This is a genomic window from Streptomyces chengmaiensis, from assembly GCF_029846775.1.
Taxonomy (GTDB): Bacteria; Actinomycetota; Actinomycetes; order Streptomycetales; family Streptomycetaceae; genus Streptomyces; species Streptomyces chengmaiensis.
Genome location: NZ_JARWBG010000002.1, coordinates 83,839 through 99,988 on the forward strand (window position 1 = coordinate 83,839; position 16,150 = coordinate 99,988).

Sequence of the window (16,150 nt, forward strand, 5' to 3'; positions counted from 1 at the left end):
CCTAATGTTGGTGGCGCCTCCGGCGTGCCCGAAAGCTTCTCTACCGTACGGGGGCGAGCCGCTCGGCCCCTCCAGCCGTGCGAAGCAGCGCATCCAGGTCCGACCGAGCTTGGTTGTACCTGTCTTCGCTGGAAGAATCGTCGGCGAATTCGTGGAGACTGCCAGGCATGTTGAGCCCCAGTTCCGCGACCTCGCCGATCTCAGCCGCATGGACTGCCGACCACACCTCGGAATCGTTCGCGGGATGGCACCGATCCCCCAGGGACACCATCGAGAGCTCTTCGGCCGCTCGGACATCCAACTCGCCGAAGAGCTGCACGAGACACTGACGGACGCTCTCCCTGCGGCGCGGCGACATCCCCCACGCGTGGGCCACCATGTCGCAGAGACGACGCGACCTCGCCGCGTACGTCAGAAAAGCATCCGGATAGGTCTCGTGCAGCTCGTACCGGCGCCAGTGATACGCCAAGTGAGCGCGCAACTCCACGACTTCCGCACGGAGTGCAAGTTGGGCCGCAGCACGAGCCTTGCCCAGCTCCTGACGACCGGCCACATGCGACGCTAGGACAAACCCGAGAACACCAGCAACAAGGACCGGCAATCCTCTGGTAGTGAGTTCATAAAGTACGGTCACCCGGCCAGTATGCGCAGCGGTCCGCATCCGCAAACCGCATCGGTCAAGGAGGTGAGCAGCTATGGCTCAACCGATCCAAGACCACGACCGCGAGGCAGTTCGCCGGCTGCACGCCGAAGGCAAGTCCCGTAATCAGATTGCCCGCGAGCTCGGCCGCGGTGCCGCCACGGTCTCTAAGATCGCCGCCGCCGAGGGGCTCGCGTTCTCTGGTGGGGCGCGGGTCGCCGCCGCGACCGAGGCGCGCACGGCGGACGCCGCCGCCCGCCGCGAGCAGCTCGCCGACGACGCCCTCGACGGCGCCCTCGCGCAGGTCGAGCGGGTCGGCGTCGCCGACTCTGCCCGCGACGCCCGCGACTACGCCACCGCCGCCCGCGCGCTCACCGAAGTGCACGCCAAGGTCGCCGAGCTCGCCCGCAACACCAAGACCAGCAGCGCCGGCGGAATGCTCGACCGCCTCGCCGACGCCCTGCTCGGCCCGCAGGACGGTGCACCGGACGGGGGGTGATTCCCTCGGGCGGACACCTCTCCGACAAGCAACTGCGCTCGATCCGCGAGGCGACGACCCGTATCAACTTGTGGCACGGGTCGGTGCGCTCCGGTAAGACGATCTCCAGTCTGTTGCGCTTCCTGCTCGCCGTGCGGCGGGCGCCCGCCTCGGGGCTCATCCTGATTGTGGGACGGTCACTCGCCACGATCGAGCGGAACGTGATCGAGCCGCTTCAAGACCCCGAGTTGTTCTCGGATACCGCGGCCGAGGTCCACCACACCCGCGGCGCCACAACGGTCGTGATCTTCGGCCGAGTTGTCCACCTGATCGGCGCGAGTGACTCTCGGTCCGAGGGCCGGCTGCGAGGGCTGACCGCATCCGTCGCATACGCGGACGAGGTCACGTTGCTGCCGGAAGCGTTCTTCACGCAGCTACTCGCCCGACTGAGCGTCGCCCGCGCGATCCTGATCGGCACCACTAACCCCGACGGCCCGCGGCACTGGCTCAAGGCGAAGTACCTCGACCGGCAGCACGAGCTCGACCTCGCTTCCTGGCACTTCAAACTCGCCGACAATCCCGCCCTATCACCGGCATACGTCAAGGCACTGTCCGCGGAGTACACCGGACTGTGGCGGCGCCGGATGATCCTCGGCGAGTGGGTCGTCGCCGAGGGCGCGATCTACGACATGTACGACGAGCAGCGGCACGTCGTCGACGAACTGCCCGAGATCCATCGCTATTGGGTCGGCGTGGACTACGGCACGAGCAACCCGTTCTCGGCGATCCTGCTCGGCCTCGGCACCGACGGCCGGCTATACGCGGTGAGCGAGTGGCGACACGACGCCCGAGCCACCCGCCGGCAGATGACCGACGCGCAGTACAGCCGCGCCGTCCGCACGTGGATCGCCGAGCAGGGCGTGCGGCCCGAGTGGACGTTCATCGACCCGAGCGCGGCGAGCTACTCCACGCAGCTATGGGCCGACGGGTACCCGAACGTCGCCCGTGCCAATAACAGCGTGCTCGACGGCATCCGCAGCGTGGCGAACGCCCTCGACGCCGGCGCGCTCCTGGTGCATCGCTCGTGCGAGGGGCTGCTCGCCGAGTTCCCCACCTACGTATGGGACGACGCCGCCGCGGCCCGCGGCGAGGACCGCCCCGTCAAGCAGGACGATCACTCGCTCGACGCGCTGCGGTACGCGGTGCACAGCACCGTGCACGAGTGGCGCGGACTGCTGACGACCGCCGCCTGATCACTCCCCCATCACCCCGCCCGGGCGCCTCGGGACCGAGCACACCGAGGGGGTGATCGCGTGCCCTCTTCCCTGACCGACCGGTTCCTCGACAAGGTCGCCCCCGGCCCGCTCGGGTGCTGGGACTGGACGGCTCACGTCAAGCCCAACGGGTACGGGCAGTTCAAGGTCGCCGGCCGCCCGCAGTACGCGCACCGTGTCGCCTATGAGCTCGTGCGGGGGCCGATTCCCCGCGGGCTTGTGATCGACCACCTGTGCCGCCGGCGCCACTGCGTCAACCCTGATCACCTCGAAGTGGTCACCACCCGGACCAACATCCGGCGAGGGATCAGCCCCGCCGCGCGTCGGGCTCGTCAGACGCACTGCGCCCGCGGGCACCGGTTCAACCACGCGAACACCTACCGCGCCCCGAACGGCACCCGGCACTGCCGGCCGTGCGCGGCGCGGCGGGCCCGAGACCGACGGCGGGGGGTGAGCTGTGCCCCTGCCTGACAACGGCACGCCGTGGCCGCCGCCGGCCCTCGCTCGGCACTACGCCGAGGTGCGGGTCGATGATGCTTGGTACTCCGGCGACCGCGACAAGCTCGCCACCGTTTACCGCGACGCCCAGCGGCGACGCGACGGCCGGCGCCGCTTGTGGGGACGCGACCGGGCCGAGCAGCCCGGGGCCCCCGATCACCGGCTGCACATCCCCCTGCCCGGCGACATCGCCACCGCGAGCGCCGATCTGTTGTTCAGCGAGCCGCCCGAGTTCACCGTCGACGACACCGGCACGCAAGACCGGCTCGACGAGCTCGCCGCGGCCGACGGCATCGCGAACACCCTGCTCGAAGCGGCCGAGGTCGCCGCCGCGCTCGGCGGCGTGTACCTGCGCGTCACGTGGGATCGCTCGCTCGCCGGCCGGCCGCTGCTCACGACCGTGCACCCCGACGCCGCCGTGCCCGAATGGCGCTGGGGGCGCCTCGCCGCCGTGACGTTCTGGCGCGAGCTCGCCGCAGACTCGGTCACGGTGTGGCGCCACCTCGAACGGCACTCCCCGGGCCGGATCGAGCACGGGCTCTACCAGGGGTCGGCCGACAGTCTCGGCGTGCGGGTGCCGCTCACCGAACACCCCGAGGCCGCCGCCCTCGCCGACTCGCTCGGCCCGGACGGCGACGCGATCGAGACTGGTATCGACCTGCTGACCGCCGCCTACTGCCCCAACATCCGGCCCCACCGCAAGCACCGCGGCTCGCCGTTCGGGCGCAGCGACTACAGCGCTCCCCTGTATGACCTGTTCGACGCGCTCGACACGACATGGACGTCATGGATTCGCGACCTGCGGCTCGCCCGCGCGCGGCTGCTCGTCCCCGACGGGTACCTGCGCGACCACGGGCCCGGCCGCGGCGCGAGCTTTGACGACGACCGGGAAATCTGGACCCTTCTCAACATCCCGCCGACCGAGCAGGGCGGCGCCGGAATCACCCTGAACCAATTCGAGATCCGAGTCGACGAGCACGAGCGCACCTCGACCGCGATCACCCGGCAAGCCGTGATGAGCGCCGGATACTCCGCGGCGACGTTCGGGCTCGGCGACCAGGGCGCCGCGCTCACTGCGACCGAGATCAAGGCGCGCGAGCGAAAGAGCATGATCACCCGGGGAAAGAAAGTCAGGTACTGGGCGCCGCCCGTCGCCGACATGCTGTACGTGCTGCTGCTCCTCGACCGGACATTGTTCACGCCGCAGATCGTGCCCGAGCGGCCCCACGTCTCCTTCGGTGACTCGATCACCGAGGACGCATCCTCGCTCGCGCAGACCTTGACGCTCCTCCAGCAGGCGCAAGCCGTCTCGACCGAGACCAAGGTGCGGATGCTGCATCCCGAGTGGGACGAGGACGCAGTGCGCGTGGAAGTCGACCGCGTCCTCGCCGAAACTGGGCAGGCTGTACCCGACCCCATGCAGGTTGGGCTCTTGCCCTAGACCCGCACTTCGCAGGTCACTCGATCGTGAAGATCGGACGGTCGCAGCTGGTCACATGTCGATCGGAACCGTAGCGACGACGGCTGTCCCGGTCCGGCCCGGTCGGGATCGGAGACCTGGAGGCCGCCACCGCGAACTTTTTCGGCGACCTGCGAAGTACGGGCCTAGACCGCGGGGCCAGCCGATGAACTTGTCGCCGTCCTCGTAGACCAGGGTCATCTAGCCCGCCTCGATCAGATCGCAGAGATCATGGTCGGAACACTCGGGCAGCAGTACCACAAGGTGGTGTTGTCAGTTGAATCGAGGAGACCCGTCGCAGGACGAAGGGCTCGCTGGCGTCGAGGGTGAACTCGCCTACGTACCGGTGCGTACGGGCCCCAGCGATGCTGCCCACGACGTACCCAACCGCAATGAAGAAGGGCAGGGCTCGGCCGTCTTCCACGTGGCTAAGGACGGAACCGTTGTTGCCGCTCAGCGTCTGGTTGGATGAAACACACGTCAAAGAGTTTCAGCCAAACACAAGATGAGCCTTCCAAGAATCCCGTAAGCCAGGCAGTTTACCCGTAACTGCTTTTGCTGGCTAGCGGCTGTTTGCACGGCCCAGACGTCCCGATCCATGCTCAGTGCCATGGACATCACCACCAGCGTGATCACCAGCGCCTTTGGCGTTCTCGGACTCCTGATCACTCTCACCGCCGCAACGTTCCGTCAGCTTCGGGACCTCATCAACGCGTTTCGAGAAGTGCGCAGATCTCTGCGGCAGGGTTCGCCCCAGGGGACTGACGACTCAGAGGTCTAAGCGCAAGCAGTGCCGGGGGTGACATGGCCATCCACCCCGACATGGCTGAGGATCTCTCGGCCACTGTCCGCGACCTCTACGCGGACGCCGAGCAGCGACTGCTCGGCATCGTCGCCCGGCAACTCGCCGACGGGTACGACGCCCCCGGGTGGGCTGTGGCCAAGCTGCGGGACATCCAGCCGCTACGCCGTGCGGCGCAGGGCGTCGTCGACGCGCTCGGGACCTCCCTCGACCTTGAGGTGTTCTCGGCCGTGACCGAGGCGTACGAGCTCGGCGCACGGGCCGGCCTCGCCGAGCTCGGCGCCCTGTCGGATGACGACGCCCGGCGGCTCGCCGACGCCACCCCCAACACCCGTACCGTTGACCGGCTCGCCGCCGAAACCGTCGAGCTCGTCACCGAGACACACCGCGGGATTCTGCGCGGCGTCGAGGATGGTTACCGGCAGATCATCAGCGAAGTGTCAGCGACGCCGATCCTCGGCATCGACACCCGCCGGCAGGCCACGCAGCGCGCGCTCGAACGGTTCGCCGACCGGGGCTTGCGGACGTTCGTCGACAAGGGCGGGCGCGCGTGGCAGATGACGAGCTATGCCGAGATGGCCGTGCGGACCGCCGTCGGGCGGGCCGCGGTCGAGGCGCACGGCGACAAGCTGCGCGCCGCCGGAGTCGGTCTGGTCATCGTCTCCAACGCCCCGCACGAGTGCCCCCTCTGTGCGCCGTTCGAGGGTGAGGTGCTCAGCCTCGACGGACCGGGCGGCGCCCGGACGATCGAGGCCGAGCACGCCATCGAGGACGGGCGCACCATGCGGGTGCACGTCGCCGGCTCTCTCGACGAAGCGCGTCGGCAGGGGTTGCAGCATCCCAACTGCCGCCACTCAACGAGCGCTTACCTACCCGGGGTCACCCGGGCCCCGGTCGAGCACTCCGAGGACCCGAACGGGTACGAAGCCTCACAGCGGCAGCGTGCGATCGAGCGCGCTATCAGGAAGTGGAAGAACCGCGCCGCCGTCGCCACCACACCCGAGGCCAAGCGCGCGGCCGAGGCGCGGGTGCGGCAGTGGCAGGGCCGGATGCGCGAGCACCTCGCCGCGCATCCCGAGCTCATCCGTCGCCGCGAGCGCGAGCAGCTCGGCGCGGGCAACCTGCCGCCGGCGGGGGGCACCGCCAGCCGCCCGGGGACGCAGAGCGGCCCCGGGTCGGACACGTTCGAGGCCGCGCGGGTACGGGCCGGCGACGAGCGCACCCTGCCCGAACTCACCGACGAGCAGCTCGACGCCGCGATACGGCCCGGAGTGCTCGACGAGCGCAACCTCGGCCGTATCGGGGCCGAGGCCGACCGGCGCGACGAGCAGGCCCTGCTCGACCGCATCCGCCCCGGCGGACGCATGGTCGACAGCCTCGCCGAGTTCAGCGACGACGAGCTCGCTCGCGTCGCGCTACTGCTTGACGACGACGGACTGCTGCGCGTCATGGCCGAGGCCGACCGGCGCGACATCGACGCCGCCATGCCCGGCGTGCGCGGCGACCTTGTCGGCATGTCCGAGCAGGCCCTCGCCACCCGCGCACGGCACGTGCCCGAGGACCGGCCGGCGATCGGCGCCGAGATCCACCGCCGCCGCCTGCTCGACGCGCTGTTTCCCGGCGGGCGCCTCGCCGGCGACCTGGCCGAGCTCGGCGACGAGCTGCTCGTGTGGGGCATCCGCTACGCGCGCCCCGAGGACGCCGAGCGGATCGCGGCCGAAATCGACCGCCGGCACCCGCCCGCCGCGCCGCCGCCCGCGGCGGGCGCGACGGTCGCCGACACGCTCGCCGCCCGCGAGGCCCTCGACGACGCCATGCACCCGATCCGCCTCGACGACCCGCCGCCGGCCGACCCCGACGAGTGGGGGCCCCACGGCGCAGACATCGAGCGCGGCCCGGACGGCACAGAGCACATGTCCGCCACCGAGCGTTGGGCGTACGAGCGCGAGCTCGAAGCACGGGCCGCGCGAGACGCCTACAGCCGCGACGAGATACGCGAGATGTACGAGGAACACATCTACGTGCAGTGGCTCGCCGCCGAGGACTACAGCAACGGCTATCTACTCAACCGAAAGGCACGAGCCGCCGGCGTCGACCCGCGAACGCTGTTCAAGGGCCCGGCACATGTCGCGTACGCCCGCGCGAGCGAGGAACTGATTAGGTTTTGGGAAGAGGTCTCCCCCCGGGTCACCCTCGCCGAGTTCACCGAGCAGGTAACCGGCGTGCGGACCGGGGCCGGCGAGACCGCCCGCAATGCCCGCGAGAACCAACGGCGCAAATTCTAGTTCACGCCAGGAAACATCTACCCTCTTGCACCTTGAAAAGCCGACCTGATACTAGCTCCCACAACCCATCGCAGCGTAAACCCCGAGAAGATAGCTAGCCAGGGTCAAATCTCCGAGTACCGCAGCAGCTCCAGAGGCCGCAAGGATCAGAGCGCACGCGGCCTGGGGTGTCAGATCTCCCGGCACCCAGTTGCCGTCTTCAAGATTCTTGATTTTATCCGTCAGAACCTCCGCCTCTTGATGACGAAGTGTCATGAGGTTCGAGAAAGCGGCACTCATGGAGCTCTCAAACCCGTCTCGGCTAGCTAGACGCTGGAGCCGACTTTCAGCCTCACCCGACTCACCTTGCGCAAGCCGCGTAAACGCATCCGCCGCGTGCTCTGAACGACTCACCACAGATTTCAGAACCGGCTGCAAAATCTCCCCGTCAGAGATATGAAGCCAAGCATCCAGGATGCTCGAATTGCCAACATGCGCAAGCTCTCCGATTTCCTCCCGAGTCAACTCTTGACGACTGAGCGCCTGAGTCCAGAATCTGTCGGCACTGATCAGACTTACCGCCCTAATCACAAAGTCTTGAACAGCCCATTCCTCGGAGATTCCTGGCATCTCTATCCTCCGTAGCCCTGCTCCCGTTCTTACTTATGAGAACCCCCGACTGCGCTGTACGCGCCCGGATAGCGTCATCCGAGTGAAGATCAGTTTGAGGCGTGATCCCAATGAGATTCCGTGAGGCCGCGCTGCGCGCCCGCCGGAACGGCGCCGCCGCCGCACGAGCCGGCCGGCCGCTGACCGACGCGCCCCGCTACAACGACCCGCGGCTGACTGCGGCTTGGGTCCGCGGCTACGTCGCCGCCGAGCAGGCCGAGCAGTAGTCATCCACCGACCAAAGGGCCGCCCCGTCGGGCGGCCCTTCTCCATGCCCGCACCACGCCCCGGAGGGCCGAGCCACCATGCCCGAGCACATCCCCGACACCTCCCTGCCGATCCACCCACGCACGGGCGAGGCCGCCCTCGGCTTCCGCCGCGACGGTCGCCCGATCTGGCCCATCAAGGGCGGCTCGGGCGAGGGCGGCGACCCTGCCGGTCCGCCCGCCCCGCCGGCCGGCGATCCGAACCCTGCACCGCCCGCCCCACCGACCTCGGACCCCGCCGGCGAGCAGCAGCTCGCCGACGCGACCGCGCGCGCCGAGCAGGCCGCGGCCGAGCGCGACGAGCTGCGCGCCGCGCTGGACGCCGTGACGCGCGCGCTCAACCCCAACGGTGGCGAGGCCGAGCAGGACCCCGCCGCCCTCGCCGCCGCGGTCGCCGAGCGCGACCGGCTGCTCTCCGAGAACGGGGCCGCGCTCCGCTCGGCCCGCGTCGAGCTCGCCGTCGCCCGCGTCGCCGCCGATCAGGGCGCCCGCGGCGACCGCCTGCTCAACTCCCGCTCGTTCCTCGCCTCGGTCGCCGAGCTCGACCCCGCCGACAAGGGGTTCGGCGACGCGCTCACCGCGGCGATCACAGCCGCAGTCGAGGCCGACCCCGAGCTCTACCGAGCCACGCCGGCCGGACCGCCACGCGGGGGCGGCGAGTTCAACGGCCCGCCCGCCGGCGACCGCCGCGCTACCTCCCTGCACGACGCCGTCGCCGCCCGGATGAGCAGCGCCTGAACCAACTAGGAGAACCCTTTGCCTACCTCCCTTACCGAGGCGCGGAACAACGCGCAGGACGACGTCGACGTGCAGGTGATCGACGAGTTCCGCAAGTCGAGCGACATCCTCGACCGGATGACGTTCGACAACGTCGTAAGCCCGACCGGCGGCGACACCCTCACCTACGGATACCGCCGGCTGATCACGCAGCGCTCGGCCGACTTCCGCCCGCTGAACACCGAGTACACACCCGCCGAGGTCAGCACGCAGCGGTACACCGTCGATCTCGTGCCGCTCGGCGGGTCCTTCCAGATCGACCGGGTGATCGCCCGTATCGGCCCCTCTGCCTCGGGCGCCGTCACCCTGAACATGCAGCAGCTCATCAAGGCGAGCCGTGCGAAGTTCGCCGATGCCGTGATCAACGGCGACAAGGCAGTCGAGACGAACGGGTTCGACGGTCTGTCGAAGATCCTCACGGGGTCGAGCACCGAGTATCTGCCGCTGAACAACGGCGTCGCCGAGGGATACGTCGACTGGACGGCGATCAACGACAAGGCGAGCGCGCTCGCCGCGCAGCGCCACGTCGACGACTGGCTCGCCACCATGGATGACGCCCCGGATGTCATCTACGGCAACCGCAAGACCCTGTCTCTGTTCAAGACCATCGCGGCGTGGACCGACCAGCTCGACAAGGGCACGGACGCTTTCGGGCGCCCGGTCAACGCGTACAACGGGATTCAGCTCGTCGACCTCAAGAGCAGGGCCGGCTCGAACACGGACGTGATCGAGCTCGTGACCCGCGACCCGGACGGCGCCGGCGCCGGCGGGAACGTCTCGGGCCTCGGCGACCTGTACGCCGTGCGCTACGGGCTCGACGGGTTCCACGGGGCCTCGGTCGGGGGCGGCTCGCCGCTGGTGAACACGTGGCTTCCCGAGTTCGACCGGTCCGGCGCCGTCAAGGTCGGCGAGGTTGAAATGGGGCCGGTCGCTCCGGTCCTCAAGGCCACCCGCGCGGCTGCTGTGTTCCGCAACATCAAGAGCGCGTGAGGGGGCCGGACATGACCACCATGCGCATTACCGCCCCGGTCGACGGGTTCACCGGAGAGGGCCCCGGCGGCGTGCCGTTCGTCGACGGCACGGCCACCACCAGTGACCCGGCAGTGATCGGGTACTGCCAGGGGGCCGGATACGACGTGCAGCCCCTCGACCACGATCCGCCGGACGACGAGCAGCCCACCGGACCGGACGGCCCGCCGAACGACAAGTCGGCGGGCCGTTCTGCTGCCCGAGCCAAGAGGGGGTGATCGTGGCTCGACAGCCGTACACCACACCCGAGCAGCTCGCCGCATGGCTCGTGACCGCGGCGCCCCCGGACGCCGAGCGGCTGATCGCGCGGGCCGGCGAGGACATCGACAGTGCGCTGCTGACCGCGATTTACCCCGTCGACGACGACGGCGACCCGCTCGACCCCGAGATCGCCGCCGCGCTCGGCTCGGCGACGTGCGCGCAGGTCGAGTATTGGCTCGCCGCCGGCGACGACGGCACGGGCGCCGCGGGCAAGTGGGACTCGGTCTCGATCGGGCCCGTCAGCCTGTCCGGTCGCGCCGCCTCGGCCGCGGGCGCGTCCGGCGTCGAGCTCGCTCCCCGCGCGGCTCGCACGCTGCGCCGCGCCGGCCTCGAACCGGGGCGGGTGATGGCATGGTGACCCGCGTCCCGCCCTCCCTGCTCCGCCACCGGATCGGCGTCGAGCCCTACCTCGGCGACGGCGCGTACGGACCGACGTACGGGCCGCCCGCCGAGCACTCCGCACTCGTCGGCGAGGCCGTGCGCATGGTGCGCGCCCCCGACGGCCGCGAGGTCACCAGTACCGCGCAGATCATCGCCGCCCCCGACCTGGACTGTCCGCCGGGGTCGCGCGTGACGCTGCCGCGCGGCCGGATCACGACCGCGATCAGTACGGCAGTGCACACCGCCCCGGGCCTCCCGGTGCCCGCGTCAAAGGAGGTGATCTGCGAATGAGCCGCACGCGTCTGCGCTGGAACGGCGACGCCGCCACGGGCGCGATCCGCGAGGCCGCGGCCCGGGGCCTGCTGCTCGGCGCCGAACACGTGCTCGCCGCGAGCAGGCAGCGCGTGCCGATCAACGAGGGCACCCTCGAACGCTCCGGCGCGACCTCGGTCGACGAGTCGACCATGACGGCCACCGTCAGCTATGACACCCCGTACGCCCGCCGCGTCCACGAGGACATGACCGCCCGGCACTCCCCCGGGCGCAGCTCGAAATACCTCGAAAGCGTGCTGCCCGAGACCGCGGGCGAAGTACAGGCACTGATTGCTGCGCAGATACGGCGCGCCCTGGGCTAGATCGGCTCGGCCGCGATCAACCGCTCGATGAGTGCGAAGCCTTTGGGGGTCAGATGTACGCCGGAACTCTCTCGATTTCTCGGATCTCCAGTTGCTGGAAGGACCTCCACCAGGCCATCATCCACGAGGTTTGAGAGGATCCAGGACATTCCGTTATGGACGGTGATCTGCCCCAGTGCGATGCCGCCTCCGCGCAGACTTTGCCGGAGGCGGGACACGAGTGAGCTGCTACCAGGGTGCGCGCGTCCGTGCTGTTCGTCGATCTCTGCCCAGAGCTTGGCGTAGACCTTGAGTAGTTGACGCTCTACGTCTGTATATCGCCCGTTTAGGACTTCCAAGTTCTGTTTGTACTGAAGCATCGACTTCCGATCCATCTCACCTCGGTCGTAGCGCGTGTGACATGTGGGACACAGAGCAATCAGGTTGTCGAACTTGTGCTCTTTCGTCTTGGCCCACGGGGTGATGTGAGCGATCTCCACAGGCACTTGACGGCAGGTGGGAATCGCGCATCGATGCCCGGCCTCAACAAGCACCGCGCGCCGTAGTCCAGTTGGGATATCCGGCCTGCCTTCAGTCATGTCCAGAGCATAGGCAGTTTGGAGCAATAAGAACGATGACCTACACCGTCGACCTCCTCGACGGTCTCGCCCGCCTGCTGCACGAGCAGGGTGTCGGCATCTACCGCGCCGACGACTCGTACGCCGCCGCCGAGACCGCGATCACCATCGCTGCCCTCCCTCCCGCGCCCGACCGTGTCATCTGCCTGTCTGCCTACCCGGTCACCGACTCATCGGTGCTCACCGACACGGCCACCGGGATCCAGGTACGTACCCGCGCGGGCGCCGACCCGCGCGAGGTCGATGCCCTCGACGACCAGGTGCACGAGCTGCTGCACGCGTCTGGACCGCACCGGTTCGGCGCCGTGCCTGTGCAGCTCGTCTATCGCGTCTCGGCCGCCCCGATCGGCGCCGACTCCTCGGGCCGCTGGGAGCGCACCGCCAACTACTACGCCCGCGCGCACCGCGCGCACCCCAACCTCGAATAGGAGGCGCCGTTGAGTACGCCGACGCCCCCGGCCGAGACCGTGACCGCGCTCGCCCGCAGGTACCGCCTTGAGCTGGACATGGGCACCGCGCCCGAAACCCCGGTGTGGACGCTGGTCCCCGGGGTCACCGAGTTCACTCCGAAGATCGACCCGACGCAGCAGGAGGTGACCACCTACGACGCCGAGGGGTGGAGCGAGCAGGCCGTGACCATGCTCGCGTGGTCGATCGAGACCACCATCGCGCACCGCGCGCACCCGACAACCGGCGTGTTCAATGCCGCGCAGGAAGCGCTCAGGAAGGCGGCCCGTTCCTTCGGGGCGGCGTCGTACGTGCGGGTCCGCTACTACGACCGGACCGGCGCCGCAGACGCGCAGGAGGGCACGGCCCTGGTGAAGTGGGAGCCCGACGGGGGCGGCCCGGATGCGGTCGACACGATCAAGGTCACGCTTACCGGTTCCGGCTCGCTCACCGAGATCGCGAATCCGGTCGCCGGCGCCGGCCTGCTCTCCGTCGAGACCAAGACGCTCGGGGGTGATGCGTAGTGGCGTTCGAGGCCCTCGACGAGCTGCTCGACGAACGGCTCGAACTCCCCATCGGCGGACGCCTCTACACCGTCGACGCCCCGTCGGCCGAGATCGGTCTGCGCACGCAGGCCCTGATCAATGCCGCCGCCGTCGCGGCTGACGGCGGACGCGCCGACGAGCAGGTGCTCGGCGACGCCGCCGAGCGCGACCTCTACCGCGAGGTGCTCGGCGCTGCCCACGATCAGATGGTCGCCGACGGCGTGAAGTGGCCCGCGCTCAAGCACGCGGCGATCACCGCCATGGTGTGGATCGCGCAGGACAAGAACGCGGCCGAACGGTACTGGAACGCGGCCGGCGACCCTTCTCGTCTGGCCCCGAACCGGGCGGCTCGCCGGAACCGATCGGGTGCGGCGAGCTCGACCCCGTCTCGGGGCTCTACGAGTGGTACGAGTACCCGCCCGGCGCGGCCCCGAGGAAACAGCAAGGGCCGCAAGCGTCGCTGACGTGGGCGCAGATCCTCGCCGAGTGGCCGCTCGTCGAGGCCGATCTGCACGAGGTCTACGGCATCGACCTAGGCACCCCGGGCCTGCTGCGCGCCCGGTCGTGGCGATGGCTGCGGGTGCGCGTGCTCGCCCTGCTCTCCGCCGAGTCCCGCCTCGCGCGGGTCCTCACTCCTCCGCCTGACCCCTCCCCGTCGGGGGGCCGAACCACCGGGAGGTGAGGCCCCATGGCACTCATGGTGGGCGAGCTCGCCGCCACGGTCACCATCGACGACTCGGGCGCCGTATCCGGGATGAACCGCGCCCGCGCTGCGGTGCAGTCGGGCGGCGACCGGATCGCCGCCGACGCCGAACGCAGCGGCGACCGCGCGGGCGAGGGGCTCGGCGACGGTCTCGCCGACGGCGCGGCCGATGGCGCCGACCGGGCGTCGTCCGGCATCGAGACCGCCGTGAAGGGGATCGCCGCCGCCGCGATCGGCGCGGCGATCGGCGGCGCGCTCATGGCCGGGATCGGGAAGGCCCTCGACCAAAGCAAGATTCCCGGGACGTTGCAGGCGCAGCTCGGCGCGACCGAGCCGGTCGCCAAGACCTACGGCCAGGCCGCGGGCGAGTTGTACGCGGGGGCGATCGTCGACTCGGTCAAGGACGGCGCCGAGATCATCAAGGGCATCGCGCGAAACGGTCTGCTGCCGCCCGAGGCGACCCGAGGCCAGGTCAAGACGCTTGCGACGCAGGTGGTGAGCGCTGCCTCGGTCATGGGCGAGGACGTGTCCAAGGTGTCTCGTGCCGTGGGCACGATGATGAAAAACGGGCTCGCCAAGAACGCGCAGGAAGCGCTCGACGTGCTCGTGCGCGGCTCGCAGAACGGCGTCGACGTCGCGGAGGATCTCCTCGACACGTTCGCCGAGTATCCGACGGAATTCCGGCAGCTTGGCATCGACGCTCAGACGTCCATGGGGCTTTTGCAGCAGGGGCTCAGGGGCGGCGCTCGTGACGCCGACTCGGTCGCCGACAGCTTGAAGGAATTCACCCTTCAGGCGCAGGGGATGAGCGACGCGACGGCGACCGCCTTTACGGATCTCGGATTTTCTGTCGACAAGATGCAGAAGGTTTTCAGAGAGGGCGGGCCGGAAGCGGCAAAGGCTCTCGATCAAGTTCTCGACAAGCTGCGCGGCGTCAAGGACCCTGCAAAGCAGAGTGAGATCGCGCTCGGTCTCTTCGGAACCAAGTCCGAGGATATGCAGCGCGCGCTCTATTCGCTCGATCCGTCCAGCGCGGTAAAGGCGCTCGGCGACGTCAAGGGCGCCACCGATGCCGCCGGCGACGCCATGCACGACAATGCGGCGACCAAACTCGAAGCGTTCAAGCGCGGCATAGAGCAAAAGCTCGTCGGCGTGCTCGGGACTTATCTCGTTCCGGCGCTTGAGACCGCCGCCGACTGGATCGGCGACGGAGGGCTCGGCGGCGCGCTGCGCGCGTCCGTCGGGTGGATCTCCGAGCACTCGACGGCGCTCTCGATCGCCGCCGGCGTGATCACGGTCCTGATGCTGCCGACGCTCGTCGCGCTCGCCACGACCGCAGCGACGACGACCGTCGCGGTTGTGACCGGATGGGCCACACAGACCGCCGCCGGCGTCACCGCAGCAGCCCGGTTCGTGCTGCTCAACGCGACGATGCTCGCGGGTTGGGTGGCGCAGGGCGCGGGGGCCGCCGCGGCTGCCGTGCGGGTGGTCGCGTCGTGGGTGCTCATGGGGACGCAGTCCCTGATCCACGGTGCCCGCATGGCCGCCGCATGGCTGCTCGCCATGGGCCCGATCGCGCTCGTGACCGCCGCGGTCGTCGGCGTCGTCGCCCTGATCGTCGCCAACTGGGACACCGTCGTCGGTGCCACAAAGGCGGCGTGGGACTGGCTGTGGAACAAGCTAAGGGGCGTCGGGGAGGCGATCCTTGCCTTCTTCCTCAACTGGTCGTTGGTCGGTCTCATCATCAAGCACTGGGACGCGATCAAAGCCGGAACGCTCCGCATCTGGAACGCCACCGTCACTTGGATCAAAGGTATCCCCGGCCGCGTCCTCGGCTTCTTCCTGAACTGGCCGCTCGTCGGGCTGATCATCCGGCACTGGGGATCGGTCAAGTCGGGAACGGTCCGCAAGGCCGGCGAAATGCTCGCCTGGGTCCGCGGACTTCCACGCGCGATCGTGGCCTACTTCGGCAACTTCGGCTCGATGCTCTACAGCAAAGGCCGCGACCTGATCGTCGGCCTGTGGAACGGCATCAAAGCCAAGGGGCCGTGGCTCAAGTCGACCTTGACGTCGTGGGCCAAGAAACTGATCCCGGGCCCGATCGCGAAAGCCCTTGGCATCCGGTCGCCGTCGCGGCTCATGCGCGACAAGATCGGCAAGTTCATCCCCGCGGGCATCGTCGAGGGCATCAAGGCTGGCGCTCCCGCTGTCGACCGCACCATGCGGAGGCTCGTCACCGTTCCCGCCGCCCCGCAGTTCGCCACCGCCAGCGCGCCCGCCGCCAACGCGGGCGCGGCGGGCGGTTGGGGTGCACCGGTCCACATCGAGCACTGGCACGCCGGCGAGCAGACGCCCGAGCAGAACGCCGTCGCGCTCGCCTGGCACGCCAAGGGCAGGGGGTGACC

20 protein-coding genes are annotated in these 16,150 nt (G+C 69.5%); 17 read left to right on the forward strand and 3 right to left on the reverse strand.

The window, feature by feature from the left end:
- Positions 1-40: 40 nt before the first annotated feature.
- Positions 41-634 (reverse strand): hypothetical protein, encoded by a 594-nt coding sequence (locus QCN29_RS02195; protein WP_279925814.1) that lies wholly within the window; start codon positions 632-634, stop codon positions 41-43.
- Positions 635-695: 61 nt separating this feature from the next.
- Here QCN29_RS02195 and QCN29_RS02200 point away from each other — a divergent pair, with 61 nt between their 5' ends.
- The 6 genes from QCN29_RS02200 (at position 696) to QCN29_RS02225 (ending at position 7,436) form a co-directional block, all read left to right on the forward strand.
- Positions 696-1,139 (forward strand): helix-turn-helix domain-containing protein, encoded by a 444-nt coding sequence (locus tag QCN29_RS02200; protein ID WP_279925816.1) that lies wholly within the window; start codon positions 696-698, stop codon positions 1,137-1,139.
- Positions 1,139-2,371 (forward strand): PBSX family phage terminase large subunit, encoded by a 1,233-nt coding sequence (locus tag QCN29_RS02205; protein ID WP_279926146.1) that lies wholly within the window; start codon positions 1,139-1,141, stop codon positions 2,369-2,371. Before QCN29_RS02200 ends, QCN29_RS02205 begins: the two co-directional genes overlap by 1 nt.
- Positions 2,372-2,431: 60 nt before the next feature.
- Positions 2,432-2,863, forward strand: a complete 432-nt coding sequence (locus tag QCN29_RS02210; protein ID WP_279925818.1) for an HNH endonuclease signature motif containing protein — start codon at positions 2,432-2,434, stop codon at positions 2,861-2,863.
- Positions 2,850-4,331, forward strand: a complete 1,482-nt coding sequence (locus QCN29_RS02215) for a phage portal protein (protein WP_279925820.1) — start codon at positions 2,850-2,852, stop codon at positions 4,329-4,331. The genes QCN29_RS02210 and QCN29_RS02215 overlap by 14 nt, the downstream gene beginning before the upstream one ends.
- Positions 4,332-4,959: 628 nt before the next feature.
- Positions 4,960-5,130, forward strand: coding sequence for a hypothetical protein (locus tag QCN29_RS02220; protein WP_279925822.1), 171 nt, complete (start codon positions 4,960-4,962; stop codon positions 5,128-5,130).
- Positions 5,131-5,171: 41 nt separating this feature from the next.
- Positions 5,172-7,436, forward strand: coding sequence for a phage minor capsid protein (locus QCN29_RS02225; protein ID WP_279925824.1), 2,265 nt, complete (start codon positions 5,172-5,174; stop codon positions 7,434-7,436).
- 51 nt (positions 7,437-7,487) lie between these two features.
- Here the strand turns inward: QCN29_RS02225 and QCN29_RS02230 are convergent, their stop codons facing one another.
- Positions 7,488-8,045 (reverse strand): hypothetical protein, encoded by a 558-nt coding sequence (locus QCN29_RS02230; RefSeq protein ID WP_279925826.1) that lies wholly within the window; start codon positions 8,043-8,045, stop codon positions 7,488-7,490.
- Between the two features lie 110 nt (positions 8,046-8,155).
- Between QCN29_RS02230 and QCN29_RS02235 the strand changes: the two genes are divergently transcribed.
- From QCN29_RS02235 to QCN29_RS02265, 7 genes are all read left to right on the forward strand, one after another.
- On the forward strand, positions 8,156-8,311 hold the full coding sequence (locus QCN29_RS02235; RefSeq protein ID WP_279925828.1) for a hypothetical protein: 156 nt from the start codon (positions 8,156-8,158) through the stop codon (positions 8,309-8,311).
- A 78-nt stretch (positions 8,312-8,389) separates the two neighbouring features.
- Positions 8,390-9,088: a hypothetical protein gene (locus QCN29_RS02240; protein WP_279925830.1), complete on the forward strand. Its 699-nt coding sequence runs from the start codon at positions 8,390-8,392 to the stop codon at positions 9,086-9,088.
- A gap of 18 nt (positions 9,089-9,106) precedes the next feature.
- The gene (locus tag QCN29_RS02245; RefSeq protein WP_279925832.1) at positions 9,107-10,117 is read left to right on the forward strand and encodes a major capsid protein; all 1,011 of its coding nucleotides are present in this window, start codon (positions 9,107-9,109) and stop codon (positions 10,115-10,117) included.
- Between the two features lie 11 nt (positions 10,118-10,128).
- Positions 10,129-10,374 carry a hypothetical protein gene (locus QCN29_RS02250; RefSeq protein ID WP_279925833.1) on the forward strand — a complete coding sequence of 82 codons (246 nt, stop codon included), beginning with the start codon at positions 10,129-10,131 and terminating at the stop codon, positions 10,372-10,374.
- Between the two features lie 2 nt (positions 10,375-10,376).
- On the forward strand, positions 10,377-10,775 hold the full coding sequence (locus QCN29_RS02255; RefSeq protein ID WP_279925834.1) for a head-tail connector protein: 399 nt from the start codon (positions 10,377-10,379) through the stop codon (positions 10,773-10,775).
- On the forward strand, positions 10,769-11,089 hold the full coding sequence (locus QCN29_RS02260) for a hypothetical protein (RefSeq protein WP_279925836.1): 321 nt from the start codon (positions 10,769-10,771) through the stop codon (positions 11,087-11,089). Before QCN29_RS02255 ends, QCN29_RS02260 begins: the two co-directional genes overlap by 7 nt.
- Positions 11,086-11,433 carry a hypothetical protein gene (locus QCN29_RS02265; protein WP_279925838.1) on the forward strand — a complete coding sequence of 116 codons (348 nt, stop codon included), beginning with the start codon at positions 11,086-11,088 and terminating at the stop codon, positions 11,431-11,433. The genes QCN29_RS02260 and QCN29_RS02265 overlap by 4 nt, the downstream gene beginning before the upstream one ends.
- On the opposite strand, the gene QCN29_RS02270 is transcribed toward QCN29_RS02265, so the two are convergent.
- Positions 11,430-12,011: an HNH endonuclease gene (locus QCN29_RS02270; protein WP_279925852.1), complete on the reverse strand. Its 582-nt coding sequence runs from the start codon at positions 12,009-12,011 to the stop codon at positions 11,430-11,432. The two genes, QCN29_RS02265 and QCN29_RS02270, sit on opposite strands and share 4 nt — an antisense overlap.
- Positions 12,012-12,046: 35 nt before the next feature.
- Between QCN29_RS02270 and QCN29_RS02275 the strand changes: the two genes are divergently transcribed.
- From QCN29_RS02275 to QCN29_RS02290, 4 genes are all read left to right on the forward strand, one after another.
- Positions 12,047-12,478 (forward strand): minor capsid protein, encoded by a 432-nt coding sequence (locus QCN29_RS02275; RefSeq protein WP_279925854.1) that lies wholly within the window; start codon positions 12,047-12,049, stop codon positions 12,476-12,478.
- A 9-nt stretch (positions 12,479-12,487) separates the two neighbouring features.
- A complete protein-coding gene (locus tag QCN29_RS02280; protein ID WP_279925855.1) occupies positions 12,488-13,021 on the forward strand; it encodes a phage tail tube protein in 534 nt (177 codons plus the stop codon).
- Positions 13,021-13,506 (forward strand): DUF7426 family protein, encoded by a 486-nt coding sequence (locus QCN29_RS02285; protein WP_279925856.1) that lies wholly within the window; start codon positions 13,021-13,023, stop codon positions 13,504-13,506. Before QCN29_RS02280 ends, QCN29_RS02285 begins: the two co-directional genes overlap by 1 nt.
- A gap of 224 nt (positions 13,507-13,730) precedes the next feature.
- The gene (locus QCN29_RS02290; RefSeq protein WP_279925858.1) at positions 13,731-16,148 is read left to right on the forward strand and encodes a phage tail tape measure protein; all 2,418 of its coding nucleotides are present in this window, start codon (positions 13,731-13,733) and stop codon (positions 16,146-16,148) included.
- Positions 16,149-16,150 lie beyond the last annotated feature (2 nt).